Source organism: Thermodesulfobacteriota bacterium (assembly GCA_034189135.1).
Classification (GTDB): Bacteria; Desulfobacterota; Desulfobacteria; order Desulfobacterales; family JAUWMJ01; genus JAUWMJ01.
In genome coordinates this window covers 1-17489 of sequence record JAXHVO010000140.1, presented here as the reverse complement: position 1 = coordinate 17489, position 17489 = coordinate 1, and the positions used below count along the sequence as shown (strand labels likewise).

Genomic DNA, 17489 nt, shown 5'->3' with positions numbered 1-17489 from the left:
TTAATTGAAACAGATCATCCTCGGAACCGCCGGTCATATAGACCATGGTAAAACCACTTTAATCAAAGCGATTACAGGCACGGATACGGACAGGCTGAAGGAAGAAAAGCTTCGAGGCATTACCATTGAACTCGGATTTGCCTCTTTGGACCTTCCCGGTGGTCAGCATATCGGCATTGTAGATGTTCCGGGTCACGAAAAATTCGTTAAAAATATGGTGGCCGGAGCCACCGGAATAGACATCGTGGTCATGGTGATTGCAGCCGACGAAGGTGTCATGCCCCAGACCAGAGAGCATATGGAGATATGCACACTCCTAGGGGTAAAATACGGTTTTACTGTTTTAACCAAGACTGATCTGGTGGATGAAGAGTGGCTGGAGCTTGCCATGGAGGATGTAGAAGATTTTATCCGGGGAACTTTTCTTGAAGATACTCCGATTATACCGGTTTCATCAAAAACCGGACAGGGTGTCCCGGATTTTATTGATACCCTTGGCCAACTGAGCGCTCAAATCCCTGATCACACTTCCTCCGGCCTGTTTCGCCTTCCCGTAGACCGGGTTTTCACCATGAAAGGTTTTGGCACGGTGATTACCGGTTCCCTTATTTCGGGACGTATCGGGGTGGGAGAGACCATCATGATCTATCCTTCAGGGATAACCGCAAAGGTTCGGGGTATTCAGGTACACAACCAAAGTGTCAATGAGGCCGAGGCAGGAATGCGCACTGCCATCAATTTCCAGGGCTTGGAAAAAGCAGCGGTCAATCGTGGTGATATCCTGGCAAATCCGGGTGCTTTAACGGCAGGTTATATGGTGGATATATCGCTGAATTTTCTTTCCAGCAACAGCAAGCCGGCAAAAAACCGCATGCTGGTCAGATTTCATACCGGCACCAGCGAAGTTCTGGGCTACCTGATTCTGCTGGATAAAGAAGAGCTGAACCCCGGTGAAACAACCGTTGCCCAGCTTCGTCTCGAATCTCCGGTAGCTCTGGTTAAAGATGACCGCTTTGTGTTGCGAAGCTATTCCCCGGTTCGCACCATTGGTGGCGGCCATGTACTAAACCCGATTCCACCCAAACACAAACGTTTTAAACCGGAAATTGTAGCCGGGTTAAAGGGGCTGGAAAACAGCGATCTTACAGAAACCATCTCTCACCATGCCGATGAATCCGGTTATATGGGACTTTCCTTCTCCAACCTCAAACTGATGACCAACTCTCCTGAAAAGCAACTGGATAACGCCATACAGGGACTTTTGTCCAAAAAGGACCTTATTCAGATTGACAGGGAGAAAAAGATTTACCTTCATAAAAACCATTTTGACGGATTAATAACAAACATAAAAAACCACTTAAACACTTACCACCAGGCCAATCCACTGAAAACGGGAATGCCCAAAGAAGAACTTAAGACCAAATTCCCGCCGGATATGAATTCAAAACTTTTCAGCCTGGTGATTAACCAGATGATTAAAGCCAAACAGATTGCCGCAGAAGAAGAAACGGTTCGCCTGGCTGGCCATCAGGTTTCTTTGGGCACTGACCAGACGGATATCAAAAAGAAAATTATCGACACCTACAAAAAAAGCGGGCTCACACCGCCATACTTCAGAGAACTTGCCAAAACCCTTAATGTGGATGCCGCACAGGCAAATGATGTGCTCATGCTTCTGGTGGATGAGGGTATGATAATAAAAACCAAAGAAGATCTTTACTTCCATACCGATGCTGTAAATGACCTGCAAAAAAAATTGGTCGATTTTCTCACTTTAAACGGAGAAATTACCACCCCGCAGTTCAAGGACATGACCGGTGCCTCGCGCAAATTCGTAATCCCGCTGATCGAATATTTTGATGCTAAAAAAGTCACCCTAAGGATCGGGGATATCAGAAAGCTGAGAAAAGGATAATTGTTCACCACAGAGCCGCTGAGAACACAGAGAGAGATTAATTTTCTATTTGTCGTTGAGTCCCGCTAATCATAGCGGGATAAAATACCGGCAAATAGAAATCTTCAGAAGCTTCGCTTCATTTGGTTAAATTTAGTGTGATCTGCCCGTAGGGCCTGGGTTTTTTCTTTTCGCCGCACTCAGCGAAAAGAATTAAGATAGAACCCCCTGCGTGCTCTGTGCCTCTATTGAGCGAAGCGAATGGGCGGTAATAAATACCCTCTGAATAGATACAAAAAAGAGATTAACGATCTCTACGAAATAAGGCTTTAAAGAACCCTTCCCTTTTGGGTTTTATTTGCACATCAGGTCCTTCGTATGATGATAAAATGATACAATAATTTTCTTTAGACACCATCTATTTTTTCTTTACTTAATTCTATATTACAGGTAATTAAAAATTCCATCTTTTTTAGCAAACAATCAGTTGAATGAAAATGTCTTAATATCAAAGGAGAAAAAAGAATGTTTGAAACAAAAATCACCAACATGCTGGGAATAAAATATCCTATTATCGGCGGGACAATGATGTGGATCAGTAATGCGGATTTCGTTGCCGCAATTTCAAATGCAGGCGGGCTTGGCATACTTGCATCCGCCATTTATCAATCCAAAGAAGAGTTTTCCGATGCCATAGATAGGATTTATGAATTGACTGACAAGCCTTTTGCCGTCAACATCAACCTGTTTCCTTCCATGAGACCCATCGATAATAATGATTATGTGGATGTCCTGGTGGAAAAAGGTGTAAAAATAGTGGAAACGTCCGGACATTCAGCGCCGGAAGAATTGTGCCGCAGATTCAAGGATGCGAACATGGTTTGGATTCACAAATGTGTGGGTATCCGTTACGCACTGAAAGTTCAGGATATGGGAGCAGATATCGTTACCGTGGTGGGATATGAAAACGGTGGAGCAACCGGTAAGCTGGATATCGGTACCCTGGTACTCGTCCCCTCCGTCAAGGATGCAGTTCGCGTTCCGGTGATAGGAGGTGGTGGAGTTTCCGACGGTCGCAGTCTGCTTGCCGTTCTCGCCCTGGGGGCAGAAGCGGTCATCATCGGCACACGACTGTTAACGACTTTAGAGTGCCCGATTCATGAGGACCTGAAACAGGCTCTTTTAAATGCCACCGAACTGGATACAACGCTAATTATGCGGTCCATTAACTCCACCCACAGGGTCTGGAACAATGAAGCGGCCAACAAGTGCGCAGAACTGGAAACATGCGGTGCGGATTTGAACGAACTTCTCACCGTGATCGGAGGAGAAAATACCAAACGCATGTTTGACGGCGGTGAACTGGGTGCCGGTATTATCGCCTGCGGACAAGGTGTCGGTCTGTGCCATGAAATTTTGTCCGTTAAAAATCTTTTTGAAGATATGATATCTCAGGCCAAGGAAGTATACCAGAAACTTCCTGCATAATAAATTTTTGCAAAGCGGCTTTTTAGGCACGATTTTTCTGCATAGACTATATCTGAAAAAAGGTAGCAGAGCATAAGGATTCAAAGGAAATAAACGATGGGATTAAATCTCGATGCATTGGGCGCGAAAATAGGCCCGATTACCAAAGAATACACCTGGAAAGATGTCGTTCTTTATGCGCTGGGAGTGGGCGCCGGTTTTTCCGAACTGAATTTCTGCTATGAAAAAGATTTAAAAGTTATCCCCAGTTTTTCCATTGCATCGATTTTTGATATTCTTGCCCAAATCGGTATTAAATCGAATGTAACCCTTGCCGGTGTCCTGCACGGCGAACAGGAGTTGATTTTCCACAGCCCGATTCCGGTGGAAGGCACCATGACCACCGAAGGAACCATCACCCATATTTACGACAAGGGTAAAGACAAAGGGGCTCTGGTGATAGGAGAAAGCGACACCTATCACTCCAACGGCAACAAACTCTTCACCAGTATCTGTACCGTGTTTTCTCGCTTGGACGGTGGGTTCGGTGGAGAGAATGCGCCCAAATCAGAAGTTAATTTTCCCCACAGAAAACCTGATTTCATTGTTGATGCACTCCCGTCTAAAGACCAGCCGCTGCTTTACCGGCTCACCGGAGATATCTTCACCCTCCATGTGGACCCTGAATTTGCTAAAATGGCTGGCTTTGAAAAACCGATCATGCACGGTTTGTGCACCCACGGCTTTGGGTGCCGTGCCCTGATGGAAAAATTGATTCCCGGTAAACCGGAAAAGGCCAGACGAATGGTCTGCCGATTCTCCAAAGCATTATATCCGGGGATTCCCATCCAGACCCAGATCTGGAAAATCGAAACCGGGAAAGCCCTTTGGAAAATACGTAATAAGGAAACCGGCGACGTTATCATTGATAACGGAATCTTTGAATATGGAGAACTCCCCCAAACATAAAACCCGCGTATTGTTTTTATGATCTATGGATCATACCCCATGAACATTATACATTATACCAAACCACAACAGGAGTTCAGAAAACGTCTTAGAAAATTTCTTGCCAAGGAAGTCACTCCCTATGCCGATCAATGGGAGTCAGACGGCATCGTCCCTAAAAATATCTGGAAAAAAATGGGTCAAAATGGATTCCTCTGCATGGGTGTTTCTCCAAAATATGGGGGCCTCGGCGGAGATTACCGATATTCGGTTATTGTTGCAGATGAAATGGCCAGAACTAACCAGGAAGGTATCGCCGCCAGGCTTCACTCCGATGTGGTGATCCCCTATATCGAAACTTTTGGATCTGAAGAAACCAAACAGAAATATCTTCCAGGCTGTGTTTCCGGTAATATTATCACCGCCATAGCCATGACCGAGCCTGATGCAGGCAGCGATTTGGCCGGCATGTGTACCAGTGCCGTTGAACACGGTAATGATGTGGTGATCTCGGGCTCAAAGATCTTTATCTCCAACGGTATCAATTCTGACCTGGTGGTTGTTGCCGCCAGAGATCCTGAGGTGGATAATCCCCATCGGGCCATTTCATTGTATCTTGTGGAAAACGGGACGCCTGGCTTCAGCAGAGGTAGGAATCTCGACAAAATGGGATTTCACAGTCAGGACACTGCAGAACTTTTTTTCTCAAACTGTCGAATTCCCCAGGCCAACCGACTCGGAGAAAAAGGCATGGGATTTCTAATACTCATGGAAAAACTCCAGCAGGAACGTCTTACGGTGGCAACCGCTGCGGTACCTGTCGCCGAGTGTATTCTAAAACTGACCATGGAGCACTGCAAAAAAACCACTGTTTCAGGTAAACCGCTTGCCAAAAAGCAGGCGGTTCAGTTTGCCCTGGTGGAAATGGCCACCGAAGTAAAACTGGGAAGATGTTTGGTAGACAAACTGGTAATGGACCATATCGAAGGCAAGGAAATAAATATCGAAACCTCCATGGCCAAATATTGGACCACTGAAATGGCCAAGCGGGTGGCAGACCGATGCATGGATCTATTCGGCGAAAACGCTTCTCTGGAAAAATGTCCCATTGTAAGGAGATGGCGGGATGTCCGTGTGCTTTCCATATTTGCCGGGACAAATGAAATAATGAAGGGCGTCGCCGCCAAGTTTATGGGATTGTAAAAAAAGCGTTTTTCTTTGTTTAGTGATGTAGGTATTAACGGCGGTTAGAAATCCTGTCTGACCAGCATGGAGGTGATACTGTCTAAAAACAGCATGCCTGTTGCGGTTAACGCACAACTTTCATGATTGGTGACCATCCACCTTTTTTTTTCAAATTCCTCCAGTTGTTTTCCGAATATGTTAAAAAAGTTTTTATCAAACCTGCTGTTGAATTCCGAGATATCTATTCCGTCTGCCTTTCGCAATCCAATGAAGATAGACTCCATCATCAGTTGTTCCCTGCTTAAAACCTCCTGCCCTTCAATGGGCAGTTTACCTCCCTCAAGGTCTTTGATGTATGCCGTGACACTGGCTTTGTTCCAGCTGCGCCTGGGTTCTATAAAAGAGTGAGCGGAGGGTCCGAACCCGATATACGGTGCAAATGACCAGTACTTCCTGTTGTGACGGGACCTTAAGCTTTTTTCCCGTGCAAAGTTGGATATTTCATATTGGGTATAGCCTTTACCTGCTAAAAACTCTATGGTTCCGGCAAATAATTCTCCAACCATTTCCTCTTCCATCGGCTTAAAAGAACCTTTTTGCAATTCTTTTTCCATGGGTGTCCCTGACTCATAGGTAAGCATGTAGCAGGAAAGATGCTCAGGTTTGAATGAAACCGCCTGCTCAAGATCGCAAAACCAGGATTTTGGCGTTTGACCCGGGATGCCGTAAATAAGATCTACTCCCATATTATCAAAATCCGCATCCCGCGACCATTTTATGGCTAAATCTGCGTCCTTTACGGTATGAATCCGCCCAAGGAAGTTAAGCTCTCTTTGATGAAAAGATTGTACACCGATGCTGACTCGGTTCACACCTGCATTCCTGTATTCCCTAAATTTTTCCGCTGTCACTGTGCCCGGATTGACTTCAATGGTTATTTCTGAACCAGGCAGGAATTTATATAAACCGATTGCGCTTTTAATGATCCGCCTGACGAATCTTGTCTCTAAAACCGAAGGGGTTCCGCCACCCAGATAAAGTGTGTCGAACTTAAAGGGTAGATTGCATGTCATGTTCATTTCACTGGTTACGGCTGAAATGAATCTTTGTTTCAAGGAAGTGTCTGTGATGGAATAAAAATCACAGTAGGGGCATTTCTTAACGCAAAAAGGGATATGTACATATATCCCTCCCGGTTCTTTCTGATTTGGTTTTGAATCAATCTTTTTCATCTATTTTCATAACATTCGCTTTTAAGAAAAATCAAACTTACGAATTCGTTTTGAACCGCAGAATATCGAACAAGGAATTATGAATGCAGAAGTAAATAATAAGGAATGAACCTTCGTCATTCGAAATTCCTTGTTCGACATTCGATATTCTGATAAAAATATCTAATTTTTTCTACCAAAATAGCCAAATTTTTTAAATGGCTAAATTACGACAATCCTACTCCTTTTAACTCTTTTCCCATCCGCCGATAAGGTGCAAGTGGAGATGAAAAATGACCTGCCCCCCTCCCCTTTCCACATTAAACAATAGCTTGTATCCGGATGAATGAATCGCTTCTTTTTGGGCCATCTCTTTTCCCACCATGATCATGTGGGAAACAATGTCTCTGTCCTTTTCCGTCAAATCGTTAATGCTTCTTATATGTTTTTTAGGAACAATAAGAATATGCACCGGCGCATGGGGGTTAATATCCCTGAACACCACCAGGGTGTCGTCTTTATATAAAAATTCAGTGGGTATCTCTCCATTAACAATTTTGCAAAAAATACAGTCCTTTTGCATTTCGGATTACCTCCTTCTACTGATTTGAAATAGATTGGCCACAGACCCACATAGACTAACACATGCAGAAAAAACACCAGCGAAATATTTCATATTTCACCGAACAGATCTTTTCACCGGCCGATTGCGGCCGGCGAAAAACAGTGAGCCTTATAGGAAGGATAAAATTCGCGAAGCGATGCTGCTTTCGTTCGGACAAATCGCCCGGACGGAAAAGCCCTGATAGAAAATGCGCTATGCATTTGACAGCCTGTCCGGGTGGGTCGGTGTGGGTCTGTGGCTAATTTCTTTTGTCTCAAAACTCCACTTTCCTTTTATTGTCGGTTCACCTAAAGACTCTTTCAATTGCTGCAAAAAGAGATCTCGCGGTATTTCCCTGGCACCAAATCGGATCATATGCTCAGTTTTAACCTGGCAGTCAATCATATCAAAAGACAGTTGGGTAAGATATTCTACCAGTTTGACAAACGCCACATTGGACGCATTGCTTATCCGGGTAAACATCGACTCCCCGAAAAATGAATGTCCCAGAGAAACACCGTATAAGCCGCCGGCAAGTTCTCCCTGGTACCAGGCTTCCACAGAGTGTGCATAACCCGACTGATGCAGCCTGCAGTAGGCTTTTCTCATGTCGTTGTTTATCCATGTTCCTTCATGATTTTCCACTCGAACTTGTGCACATTGATGAATCACCTCGGCAAATGCCTGATCCATGGTTACGGCAAACTTGTTTTTTTTTATTATCTTTTTTAACGTTTTTGAGGCCTTGATTTCTTGGGGATAAAGCACCAGTCGTGGATCAGGCGACCACCACAGAAGGGGTTCTTCAGCTGAATACCATGGAAATATACCCATGCGGTAGGCAAGCAGCAGCCTGTCTTCGCTCAGATCGCCGCCTACTGCCAGCAATCCTTCCTTTTCGGCAAGGTGGGGTGGAGGGAATATGTGCTCATCAGTTAAGTAAAAAACAGGCATGAAAGGCTTAAGGGAATATCAACTTGTCATTTTCCAGGCCAACGTTAATCTCGCCGCCTTTTTCCAGGCGTCCGAAAAGAATCTGGTCGGAAAGCACATCTTTGATTTCTGTCTGTATCAACCGTTCGAGAGGCCTTGCGCCGTACCGCGGATCATATCCTTTTTTTGCCAGCCAGGTACGCGCCTCGGAAGAAACAGTAAGTAACACTCTCCTGGGTAATAGCTGTTCGTTGACCTGGGCGATAAATTTGTCTACCACCTTTTCCATGATCTCGATATTGAGTGAATTAAATTGAATGATGCCGTCAAGTCTGTTTCTGAATTCCGGACTGAAAAATTTTTCAACTGCTTGTTTACCCTTTGATTTTAAATCCTTATGCACATCACCAAAGCCGATACTTTGAATGCTCATCTCACGACTGCCGGCATTTGAAGTCATAATGATGATCACGTTTCTGAAATCAGCCTTTTTCCCGTTATTGTCGGTTAAAGTCGCGTGATCCAGAACCTGGAGCAAAATGTTAAACAGGTCCTGATGCGCTTTTTCTATCTCATCCAGAAGCAGTACTGCATATGGATGCTTGCGAATGCCATCGGTAAGCAGTCCTCCCTGGTCAAAACCAATATAGCCGGGAGGCGCACCGATCAGACGTGCGACCGCATGTTTTTCCATATATTCGCTCATATCATACCTGATAAACTCAACACCTAGAGCCTTGGACAATTGCAGCGAAACCTCTGTTTTTCCCACTCCGGTTGGACCGGTAAACAAAAATGATCCGATCGGTTTTTCCGGAGTTGAAAGTCCTGCACGGGAACGCTTGATTGAAGTGACCATGCTCTTTATGGCATCATCCTGCCCGAAAACGACCTGTTTTAAGCTATCTTCAAGATTTTCCAGTTTGGTCCGGTCTGATGTGGATACGCTTTGAGTGGGAATTTTGGCGATTTTGGCCACGATTTTTTCAATGTCAGCAGGGTTGATCTTTTTTCTGCGAGTCGATCCTGTAAGCCTGACAAATGCGCCAGCCTCGTCAATCACATCTATGGCCTTATCCGGAAGATAACGGTCATTGATATACTTGGCCGAAAGTTCGGTAGCCGCTTTCAGTGCCGAGTCCGTATAAATAATCTCATGGTGTTCCTCATAACGTGATCTGAGCCCTTTGAGAATGCGAACTGTCTCTGCAACAGGGGGCTCATGAATTTCTATCTTTTCAAAACGCCGGGAAAGTGCCCGGTCTTTTTCAAAATGGTTTTTGTATTCCTCATAGGTGGTAGAACCGATGCAGCGGATATCACCTGCTGCCAAAACAGGCTTTAAAATATTGGAGGCATCCATGGATCCGCTGCTGGTGGCTCCCGCTCCCACTATGGTATGTATTTCATCAATAAATAAAAGTGCTTGTGGAATTTTTTTAAGCTCGGCAAGAACCCCCTTCAGCCTCTGCTCAAAGTCACCTCTGAATTTGGTACCGGCCAGCAGTCCACCAAGATCCAGGGAAAATATTTTAATATTTTTCAGGATATCCGGAAGATTCGCTTCGTTTATCTTTTGAGCCAGGCCTTCAGCCATAGCTGTTTTCCCCACACCGGGATCACCGACAAAAACAGGATTATTTTTACGTCTCCGGCACAGGACCTGCATGGTACGCTCCATCTCCATTTTTCGCCCGATTAACGGGTCCAGCTTCCCTTCAGCGGCCATTTTAACAAGATCTACAGTAAAAAGCTCAAGGGGATTGGATCTTTTCTTTTTCTGTTTTTTATCTGTCTTGACAAATCCGCCAGACCCTCCGGCAAAAGGTGTTTTTGCGATGCTATGGGAAATATAACTTAGCACGTCAAGGCGGGTTACTCCTTCAGAATTTAAAAAATGGGCGGCATGGGAATCCTTTTCCAGGAAGATGGATGCCAGCACATCACTAACTTCAACCTCTTGTTTCTCGGCAGAACGAACATGATTAACCGCCCTTTGTATCACTCTTTGAAAAGCAATCGTCTGTTGAAGCACATATTCGCTTCCTTCCGGAACGGTTTCCAGATTATCATCAAAAAACTTTTCCAACTCATTGACCAGGTTTTCAATATTTCCACCGCAGCTTTCGATTATCTCAATACCCGAGCTGTCATACAGAACGGCAAAAAGAATATGTTCTATGCAAACATATTCGTGACGTCTTTTTTTTGCTTCCCTGACCGCCAATCCTAAAGTTACGCTTAATTCTTTACTAATCATGATCTATTCTTTCTCCATGCTGCATTTGAGTGGAAAACCCCTTTCTTTGGCAAGGGCATCCACGGTGTCCACTTTGGTTTCAGCAACTTCGTATGGATAAACACCACAAAGTCCGACCCCGACCCGGTGTACATTAAGCATGATCCTTGTCGCTTCCTCAACCGATTTACTAAACACCAGCATCAGGATTTCCACTACAAACTCCATGGTGGTATAATCATCATTAAGGAGAAACACCCTGTACATAGAGGGTTCGGTCACCTCCTCCTGCGTTTCAGTGATGACATCCCCTTTTGTCTCACCATTATAGTCGCTCATCTATTTATTTCCAACAAAAAAATCTATCGCCCGCAGCATTTTTTATATTTTTTTCCACTTCCACATGGACACGGGGCGTTTCGGCCAATTTTTTTCTCAACCCGTTTGACCGGCTTTTTCTTTGCAGGTGCATCTCCGCTGGAAAAAGTAAGGTTCTGCTCTTTGGGCTTTCTTAGATCATCAATTTTTTCCGACTCAGTTATTTGAATTCTAAAAAGTATCCCCAAGGTTTCCTCTTTTACCCGGGAAATCATTTGCTGAAACAATTCAAAACCCTCTTTTTTATAAATAAGAAGGGGATTCTGCTGGGCATACCCCCTGAGGCCGATCCCTTCTTTGAGGTGGTCCATTGACAAAAGATGATCTTTCCACAGGTTATCTACGGTCTGTAACATGACCACTCGTTCAAGCTGTCTGAAGTCTTCTTCACCGATTTTTACTTCTCTTTGGTTATATATCTTAACCGCGGATTCATAAATAAGCTGACCAAGCCCGTCTCTATTCAGTCCGTCAAGGGTATCTTCATCAAAAGGATTCAACCTGAAGTTAAATTGCTTGTAAACAGCTTCATTTAACCCTTTGATGTCCCAATCTTCAGGAAGGGTTTTTTCCTCGGCAAACATATCGGCGATTATTTCCGCCTTCTCGCTGATCATATTTTCTATGGACGATTTCAGGCTTTTCCCCATCAGCGCTTCACGCCGCTGTTTATAGATCACTTCACGTTGCTGGTTCATGACATCATCATATTCGATGAGCTGTTTCCTGATGTCAAAATTGTGTCCCTCAACCTTGGCCTGTGCATTTTCAATCGCCCGGCTGATCAGGTTGTGCTCAATGGGCTCTCCCTCCTCCATACCCAACTTCTCCATTACACCGGTGATACGTTCCCCTCCGAATATACGCAGAAGATCATCCTCAAGGGCAAGGTAGAACCTTGATGAGCCTGGATCCCCCTGCCTTCCGGAACGTCCCCTAAGCTGGTTATCGATGCGTCGACTCTCATGTCTTTCAGTTCCGATGATTCGTAAACCTCCCAGATCCTGCACACCTTCACCCAGCACAATATCTGTTCCCCGGCCCGCCATATTGGTTGAAATCGTCACCGACCCCTCCTGACCGGCCATGGCAATAATTTCAGCCTCTTTTTCATGGTTCTTTGCATTGAGTACTGTATGTTTAATCCCTCGTTTTTTCAGCTTTTTACTCAGATCTTCTGAAACGTCAATCGAGATGGTGCCCACCAGAACAGGCTGACCATTTTGATGCAACTGGGCAATTTCGTCCATCACCGCATTAAATTTTTCCCTCCTGGTTTTGTATATTGCATCAGGAAAATCATCCCTGACCATCGGCATGTTGGTGGGAATGACCGACACATCCAGGTCGTAAATTTTTTTAAACTCAGTGGCTTCCGTATCTGCCGTTCCGGTCATGCCGGCAAGCTTATTATACATCCTAAAATAATTCTGGAAGGTGACAGTGGCAAGGGTCTGATTTTCGTTTTCAATTCTGACGTTCTCTTTTGCCTCAAGGGCCTGGTGCAATCCTTCACTGTAACGGCGTCCCGGCATCAAACGGCCGGTGAACTCATCTACAATAATCACCTCACCATTTTTAACAATATAATCGACATCCCGCTTAAACAGCGTATGGGCTTTCAATGCCTGGTTGATATGGTGAAGCAACTCTATGTATTTAGAATCGTACAGGTTATCAACTTTCAGGATATTTTCTGCACGGGCCACACCGTCTTCCGTCAATACGGCTGCCCTGGCTTTTTCATCAATGGTATAATCCTTATCTTTAACCAGTCTTGGAATGATTCCGTTTACCTGGTAATACAGATCGGTTGATTTTTCGGCAGGACCGGAAATAATAAGCGGTGTTCTGGCTTCATCAATCAATATACTGTCCACCTCATCAACGATGGCAAAATTGAGTTCCCCCTGTACCACTGAATCCAGGCCATATTTCATGTTATCACGAAGGTAATCAAAGCCGAATTCATTATTTGTTCCGTATGTAATGTCGGCTGCGTAGGCTGCCTTGCGTTCTTCATCGTCCAGACCGTGCAGAATGCTCCCTACTGAAAGACCGAGAAAATTATAGATATGACCCATCCACTCGGTATCCCGTTTGGCCAGGTAATCGTTTACCGTCACAATATGAACCCCTTTTCCGGAAAGCGCGTTCAGATAGGCAGGAAGAGTGGCGGCAAGCGTCTTTCCCTCACCTGTTTTCATCTCAGCAATTTTGCCCTGGTGAAGCACCATTCCACCAATAAGCTGAACATCAAAATGGCGCATTTTAAGCGTTCGTACTGAAGCCTCCCTCACCGTGGCAAAAGCTTCAGGAAGGATGCCATCCAGAGATTCCCCATTTTCCAAGCGCTGTCTGAATAAGACGGTCTGATCTCTGAGCTGCTGGTCGCTTAATTTCTGAATTTGCGGTTCAAACGCGTTAATCTGTTCAACTGTGGGTTGAATTCTTTTGAGTTCCCGATCGTTTTTGCTGCCAAAGACCTTGGTTAATAACCCTGTTATCATTTAATTACCATTCCTCCTGGGAAACGACAGAAAATTGACTATCAATTATGGTGAACCGGCAAACAGTTACACTACGGTGATCACCGAAGCTCACCATTGATACTTGTTTAACTATCTGTTAATACGGTTTTTTTATTCCCGTCACGGACCTTGATCCGCTGTTCACTGGAATAACACCAAACACCTTTGTTGACTTTTTATAAAAAAAATATAACAATTATTTCATACCATAAGTAAGTAAATATAACACGTTAACCAGCTAAAATAAAGGTGCAATTTGAAAACCGCTATAATTAAACCAATATTTTTTATTGCCCTTGTTATATTAATAACCTCAAATCCTGGTTTGTCAAAATCAAAAGAAGAAATTTCCGTGATCGCTGTCGGCGACATTATGATGGGAACCGATTTCCCGGACAGATACAAAATACTGCCCCCGGACAATGGAAAAAACCTGTTCATTCATGTTAAAAGACTTCTGCGAAAAGGGGACCTTGTATTTGGAAATCTGGAACAGGTCCTTATTGACGGGGGTAAATGCGCAAAGGATATCAACGCCCCTAATACCTGGGCGTTTAAATGTCCGGTGCAGTTTGCCGCCAATCTTGCCAACGCCCACTTTAATGTAATGAGTATCGCCAACAACCATGCCTGGGATTTTGGTAAAGAAGGTGTCCAAAGTACCATGGAAGCCTTGGATTCGGTGAAAATAAAACACTCCGGTCCAAAGGGCGATACCGCAAAAATTTCCTTTAACGGTATCCGTATCGGTCTCATTGCATTCTCCACCAATGACAACGGCTATAATCTTTTAAATATCCACCATGCAAAAGACCTCATTAGCGATTTTTCTAAAGCTTATGATATCTCCATTGTCTCCTTTCACGGAGGAATAGAAGGGATTAAAGCCCTGCATACCAGAAATCAGGAGGAATATCTTGGAAAAGAACCCAGAGGGAATGTGATTCGTTTTTCCCACATGGCCATCGACAGCGGTGCCGATCTTGTCATTGGGCATGGTCCTCATGTACCCAGGGCCATGGAATTATATAAGGACAAACTTATCGCCTATTCTCTGGGTAACTTTTGCACCTACGGTATTATCTCCATAAAAAAAGAAAAAGGAATTGCACCTGTTTTAGAGGTTGTTTTAGATAAAGAAGGAAATTTTTTAAGGGGAAAGATACACTCTTTTAAACAGGTATACCCTGGATATCCTGTTCCGGATAAAAATAACCGGGCATCGTCTTTGATGCGCTCATTAAGTCAAAACGATTTTCCGGAAAATAGAATCCGTGTTGATGATAAGGGAAATATTACGAAATAACTCTTGAAAGGCAGCTTTTCTTTGCGATTGCAACTGTTTTTATAAAAACAGAAGTTTGCTAATTAAGTATATATTTTTCAGGATTAACCGGAATTCCGTTAAGATGGACTTCATAATGGACATGGGGTCCTGTACTTCTTCCGGTACTTCCAACCAGTGCAATGGTATCCCCGCGTTTAACCTTATCATTCCGTTTTACCAGTATTTTGTGTGTATGGGCATAGCGGGTCACCATCCCATGTCCGTGATCGATTACCACCGTATTCCCATAAGCTCCTTTTTTGCTGGCAAAAGTGACAGTACCGTTTGCGGTAGCAATGATCGGAGTCCCTTTCCGATTTGCAATATCGAAGCCTTTATGAAATTCACGCCGACCGGTAAAAGGCGATATCCGGTAACCGAACCTGGATGTGGTCCATCCTGTGGCCGGGCGTATGGCCGGTGTGGATGCCAGAATATTCTGTTGCTCTTTAATATACTTAAACAGAGATTCAAATCCATTATTCTGATTGGCAGCAGCTAGATCAAGCTGATTAATCTGTTCGTGCATCTCCCGCATCAGGCTGTTATGCTTTTTGGAAAGCGGAATTTGCGCGACTATATCTTCCGGTATTGACCCCCCCACACCAAAGAGGGCATCATGGTCATTTCTTTTCTCAATATTTGCAATAATTCGTATTTTATTCTCAAAACTGTTAAGATCAACCAGCTTTTGTTTTAAAGTCGTAATCTCTTCGGCAAATTGTTGGATCTGCTTCCGCTGGTTCTTAATTTCGCGCTGTTGACTGGAAATTTTGGTACCATTGTCCCCGTTCAGTGAGGAAACCCTCTTCAATTTTATGTAATCATACATCACGATGCCGAAAATGATCAGGCAAGCGCAGATAAAAATTCTTAAAAATGAAGTGGGAATAGAGATTTGTTTTGCCGGAGAGCCTGCATTATTGAGAATAAAAAAGGATGTTTTTTTTCGCATGATGATTTAACCCTGTAAAATAAAATATTTTTGAAAAACGTTTTTTATCAATAGGTTATACGCAATCAAAAATACACCGTACTGTGCCTTTCATAATTTAAACCTTTGAAAACGGAGTTTTTCCAAAGTTTCTTTCATATGGTTATCGGCACAATACTGTATTTACTTGATTTTTTTATTTAAAACAAACCGTTTGGAATATTTTGACCCAAACTCACGTGATCAGTTAAATTGCAGTAGCATAGCTACCATGTTCCAGTTTTTAAGTTTATTATAAAGAAAATCCCGTGTCAAGCGAAATATCCTAATTTTTAAGGGAAAAAACCTTGTTTACCAGGTCCTCGGCGCAAAGGTTCTCATGAAAAAAAGCGAATAAATGACGCCTTGATTTCATGCGGATTTCCCACTAGTATTATTTCGCTTGCCACATACAGTTGTCAAACCAGACTTAACCTCTATATGTTGTTATACCTTTACCGCAAAATTGTTTTAAGCCCGATTGGGATAAAGCGGACACAGTAAGTCCCGGCCTACCAAAATTACCGAATTTAAGTCAATTTAATATAAAACGTTAGACTTATCCTCCGCTTGGGTAAGATCGTATTGCTTTTGCCTGAACGAGTTTCATATTTTGTTCACTTTTACCGCTTGTTGGTGATTTTCCTCGTTAGGCGATGCCCAGCTTGAACTTAAGCGACCTCAGCGTATTTTTCATCAGCATGGTAATTGTCATGGGGCCCACGCCGCCGGGAACCGGTGTAATCGATCCGGCAATCTCTTTGGCCTCGTCAAAATCAACATCGCCTTTTAATATGGCGATTTTTTTGCCTGTTTTCTCGCTGATCTTTTCACCCACCCGGTTTACCCCCACATCAATGACACAGGCGCCCGGTTTGATCCACTCCGGTTTTACCAGTCCCGGGACACCAGCAGCCACAATAAGAATATCCGCCCGTTTGCAATGTCCTTCCAGGTCTTTGGTACGCGTATGAACAACGGTAACGGTAGAATTGGCTCCCGGGCCCTTCTGGAGCATCATATTGGCGATCGGTTTCCCCACAATGTTTGAACGACCGACAACGACTACTTCGGCACCACTGGTTTCCACACCCGCACGAATGATCATCTCCTGGATACCGGCTGGGGTACAGGGAGGAAATTTTACTTCGTCGCCACCGATCATAAGTCGCCCGACATTTACCGGATGAAATCCGTCTACATCTTTGTCAGGGTCTATTGCATTTAAAATCTTTTTTTCATCAATTTGTTTAGGAAGTGGAAGCTGAACGAGAATTCCGTTAATGCTGTCATCATTATTATACTTGTCAATCAGTGCCAGAAGATCCTCTTCGGAAATATCCACCGACTGGCTGTCCTGAATCTCGTTAAAACCTACCCGGTGTGCGGTTTTTATCTTAAGTGTCACATAGGACATTGATGCTGGATTTTCACCAACCAGGATAGTGACCAGACCGGGTACCACTCCGTGTTTTTCTTTAATTTGAGCCACTTCTGCGGTAATTTCTTCAAGAATTTCCTCTCTTATTTCCGTTCCTTTAATTAACGTTGCAGACATCTTTGATCTCCTTTCAAAAAAATGTTGTATTACTTTGGGTAATTTTCTATGGCACTGCGTGGTTTAACAATATTTGTTTAGTTCATTAAATTCCTCGTGTCAAGAGGTCTCCGGGTGTGGTTCAGGGTAACCGCATTTGGAAATCATCCTGCCAGGACCTTGAATAAGTAATCGTTATCCCATCCGGCCCTGAGCCGTCTGGATTTAATGCTTTTTTTAAGTGAGGTTTCCCTTTTTATCA

13 protein-coding genes are annotated in these 17489 nt (G+C 43.9%); 5 read left to right on the top strand and 8 right to left on the bottom strand.

Annotated elements, in window-relative coordinates; all coding sequences use genetic code 11:
- Positions 1–4: 4 nt before the first annotated feature.
- The 4 genes from selB to SWH54_20385 all read left to right on the top strand — a co-directional run bounded on the left by selB (position 5) and on the right by SWH54_20385 (position 5512).
- A complete protein-coding gene (selB, locus tag SWH54_20400) occupies positions 5–1915 on the top strand; it encodes a selenocysteine-specific translation elongation factor (protein ID MDY6793633.1) in 1911 nt (636 codons plus the stop codon).
- A gap of 504 nt (positions 1916–2419) precedes the next feature.
- Entirely contained in the window at positions 2420–3382 is a 963-nt protein-coding gene (locus SWH54_20395; protein MDY6793632.1) for a nitronate monooxygenase, read from the top strand.
- A gap of 96 nt (positions 3383–3478) precedes the next feature.
- A complete protein-coding gene (locus tag SWH54_20390; GenBank protein ID MDY6793631.1) occupies positions 3479–4330 on the top strand; it encodes a MaoC/PaaZ C-terminal domain-containing protein in 852 nt (283 codons plus the stop codon).
- A 39-nt stretch (positions 4331–4369) separates the two neighbouring features.
- Entirely contained in the window at positions 4370–5512 is a 1143-nt protein-coding gene (locus SWH54_20385; protein ID MDY6793630.1) for an acyl-CoA dehydrogenase family protein, read from the top strand.
- Between the two features lie 44 nt (positions 5513–5556).
- Here the strand turns inward: SWH54_20385 and hemW are convergent, their stop codons facing one another.
- The 6 genes from hemW to secA form a co-directional block, all read right to left on the bottom strand.
- Positions 5557–6726: a radical SAM family heme chaperone HemW gene (gene hemW / locus SWH54_20380; protein MDY6793629.1), complete on the bottom strand. Its 1170-nt coding sequence runs from the start codon at positions 6724–6726 to the stop codon at positions 5557–5559.
- A gap of 226 nt (positions 6727–6952) precedes the next feature.
- Positions 6953–7288, bottom strand: a complete 336-nt coding sequence (locus SWH54_20375; GenBank protein ID MDY6793628.1) for a histidine triad nucleotide-binding protein — start codon at positions 7286–7288, stop codon at positions 6953–6955.
- A gap of 234 nt (positions 7289–7522) precedes the next feature.
- A complete protein-coding gene (aat, locus tag SWH54_20370; protein MDY6793627.1) occupies positions 7523–8263 on the bottom strand; it encodes a leucyl/phenylalanyl-tRNA--protein transferase in 741 nt (246 codons plus the stop codon).
- 7 nt (positions 8264–8270) lie between these two features.
- Positions 8271–10502, bottom strand: a complete 2232-nt coding sequence (gene clpA, locus SWH54_20365) for an ATP-dependent Clp protease ATP-binding subunit ClpA (protein ID MDY6793626.1) — start codon at positions 10500–10502, stop codon at positions 8271–8273.
- 3 nt (positions 10503–10505) lie between these two features.
- Entirely contained in the window at positions 10506–10820 is a 315-nt protein-coding gene (gene clpS, locus SWH54_20360; protein MDY6793625.1) for an ATP-dependent Clp protease adapter ClpS, read from the bottom strand.
- Positions 10821–10843: 23 nt separating this feature from the next.
- Positions 10844–13369, bottom strand: coding sequence for a preprotein translocase subunit SecA (gene secA, locus SWH54_20355; GenBank protein ID MDY6793624.1), 2526 nt, complete (start codon positions 13367–13369; stop codon positions 10844–10846).
- Between the two features lie 373 nt (positions 13370–13742).
- Here secA and SWH54_20350 point away from each other — a divergent pair, with 373 nt between their 5' ends.
- On the top strand, positions 13743–14696 hold the full coding sequence (locus SWH54_20350) for a CapA family protein (GenBank protein ID MDY6793623.1): 954 nt from the start codon (positions 13743–13745) through the stop codon (positions 14694–14696).
- Positions 14697–14754: 58 nt separating this feature from the next.
- Here the strand turns inward: SWH54_20350 and SWH54_20345 are convergent, their stop codons facing one another.
- Both SWH54_20345 and folD read right to left on the bottom strand, forming a co-directional pair.
- Positions 14755–15672 carry a M23 family metallopeptidase gene (locus tag SWH54_20345; protein ID MDY6793622.1) on the bottom strand — a complete coding sequence of 306 codons (918 nt, stop codon included), beginning with the start codon at positions 15670–15672 and terminating at the stop codon, positions 14755–14757.
- Between the two features lie 667 nt (positions 15673–16339).
- Complete coding sequence (folD, locus tag SWH54_20340; protein ID MDY6793621.1) at positions 16340–17248, bottom strand: bifunctional methylenetetrahydrofolate dehydrogenase/methenyltetrahydrofolate cyclohydrolase FolD; 909 nt, start codon at positions 17246–17248, stop codon at positions 16340–16342.
- Positions 17249–17489 lie beyond the last annotated feature (241 nt).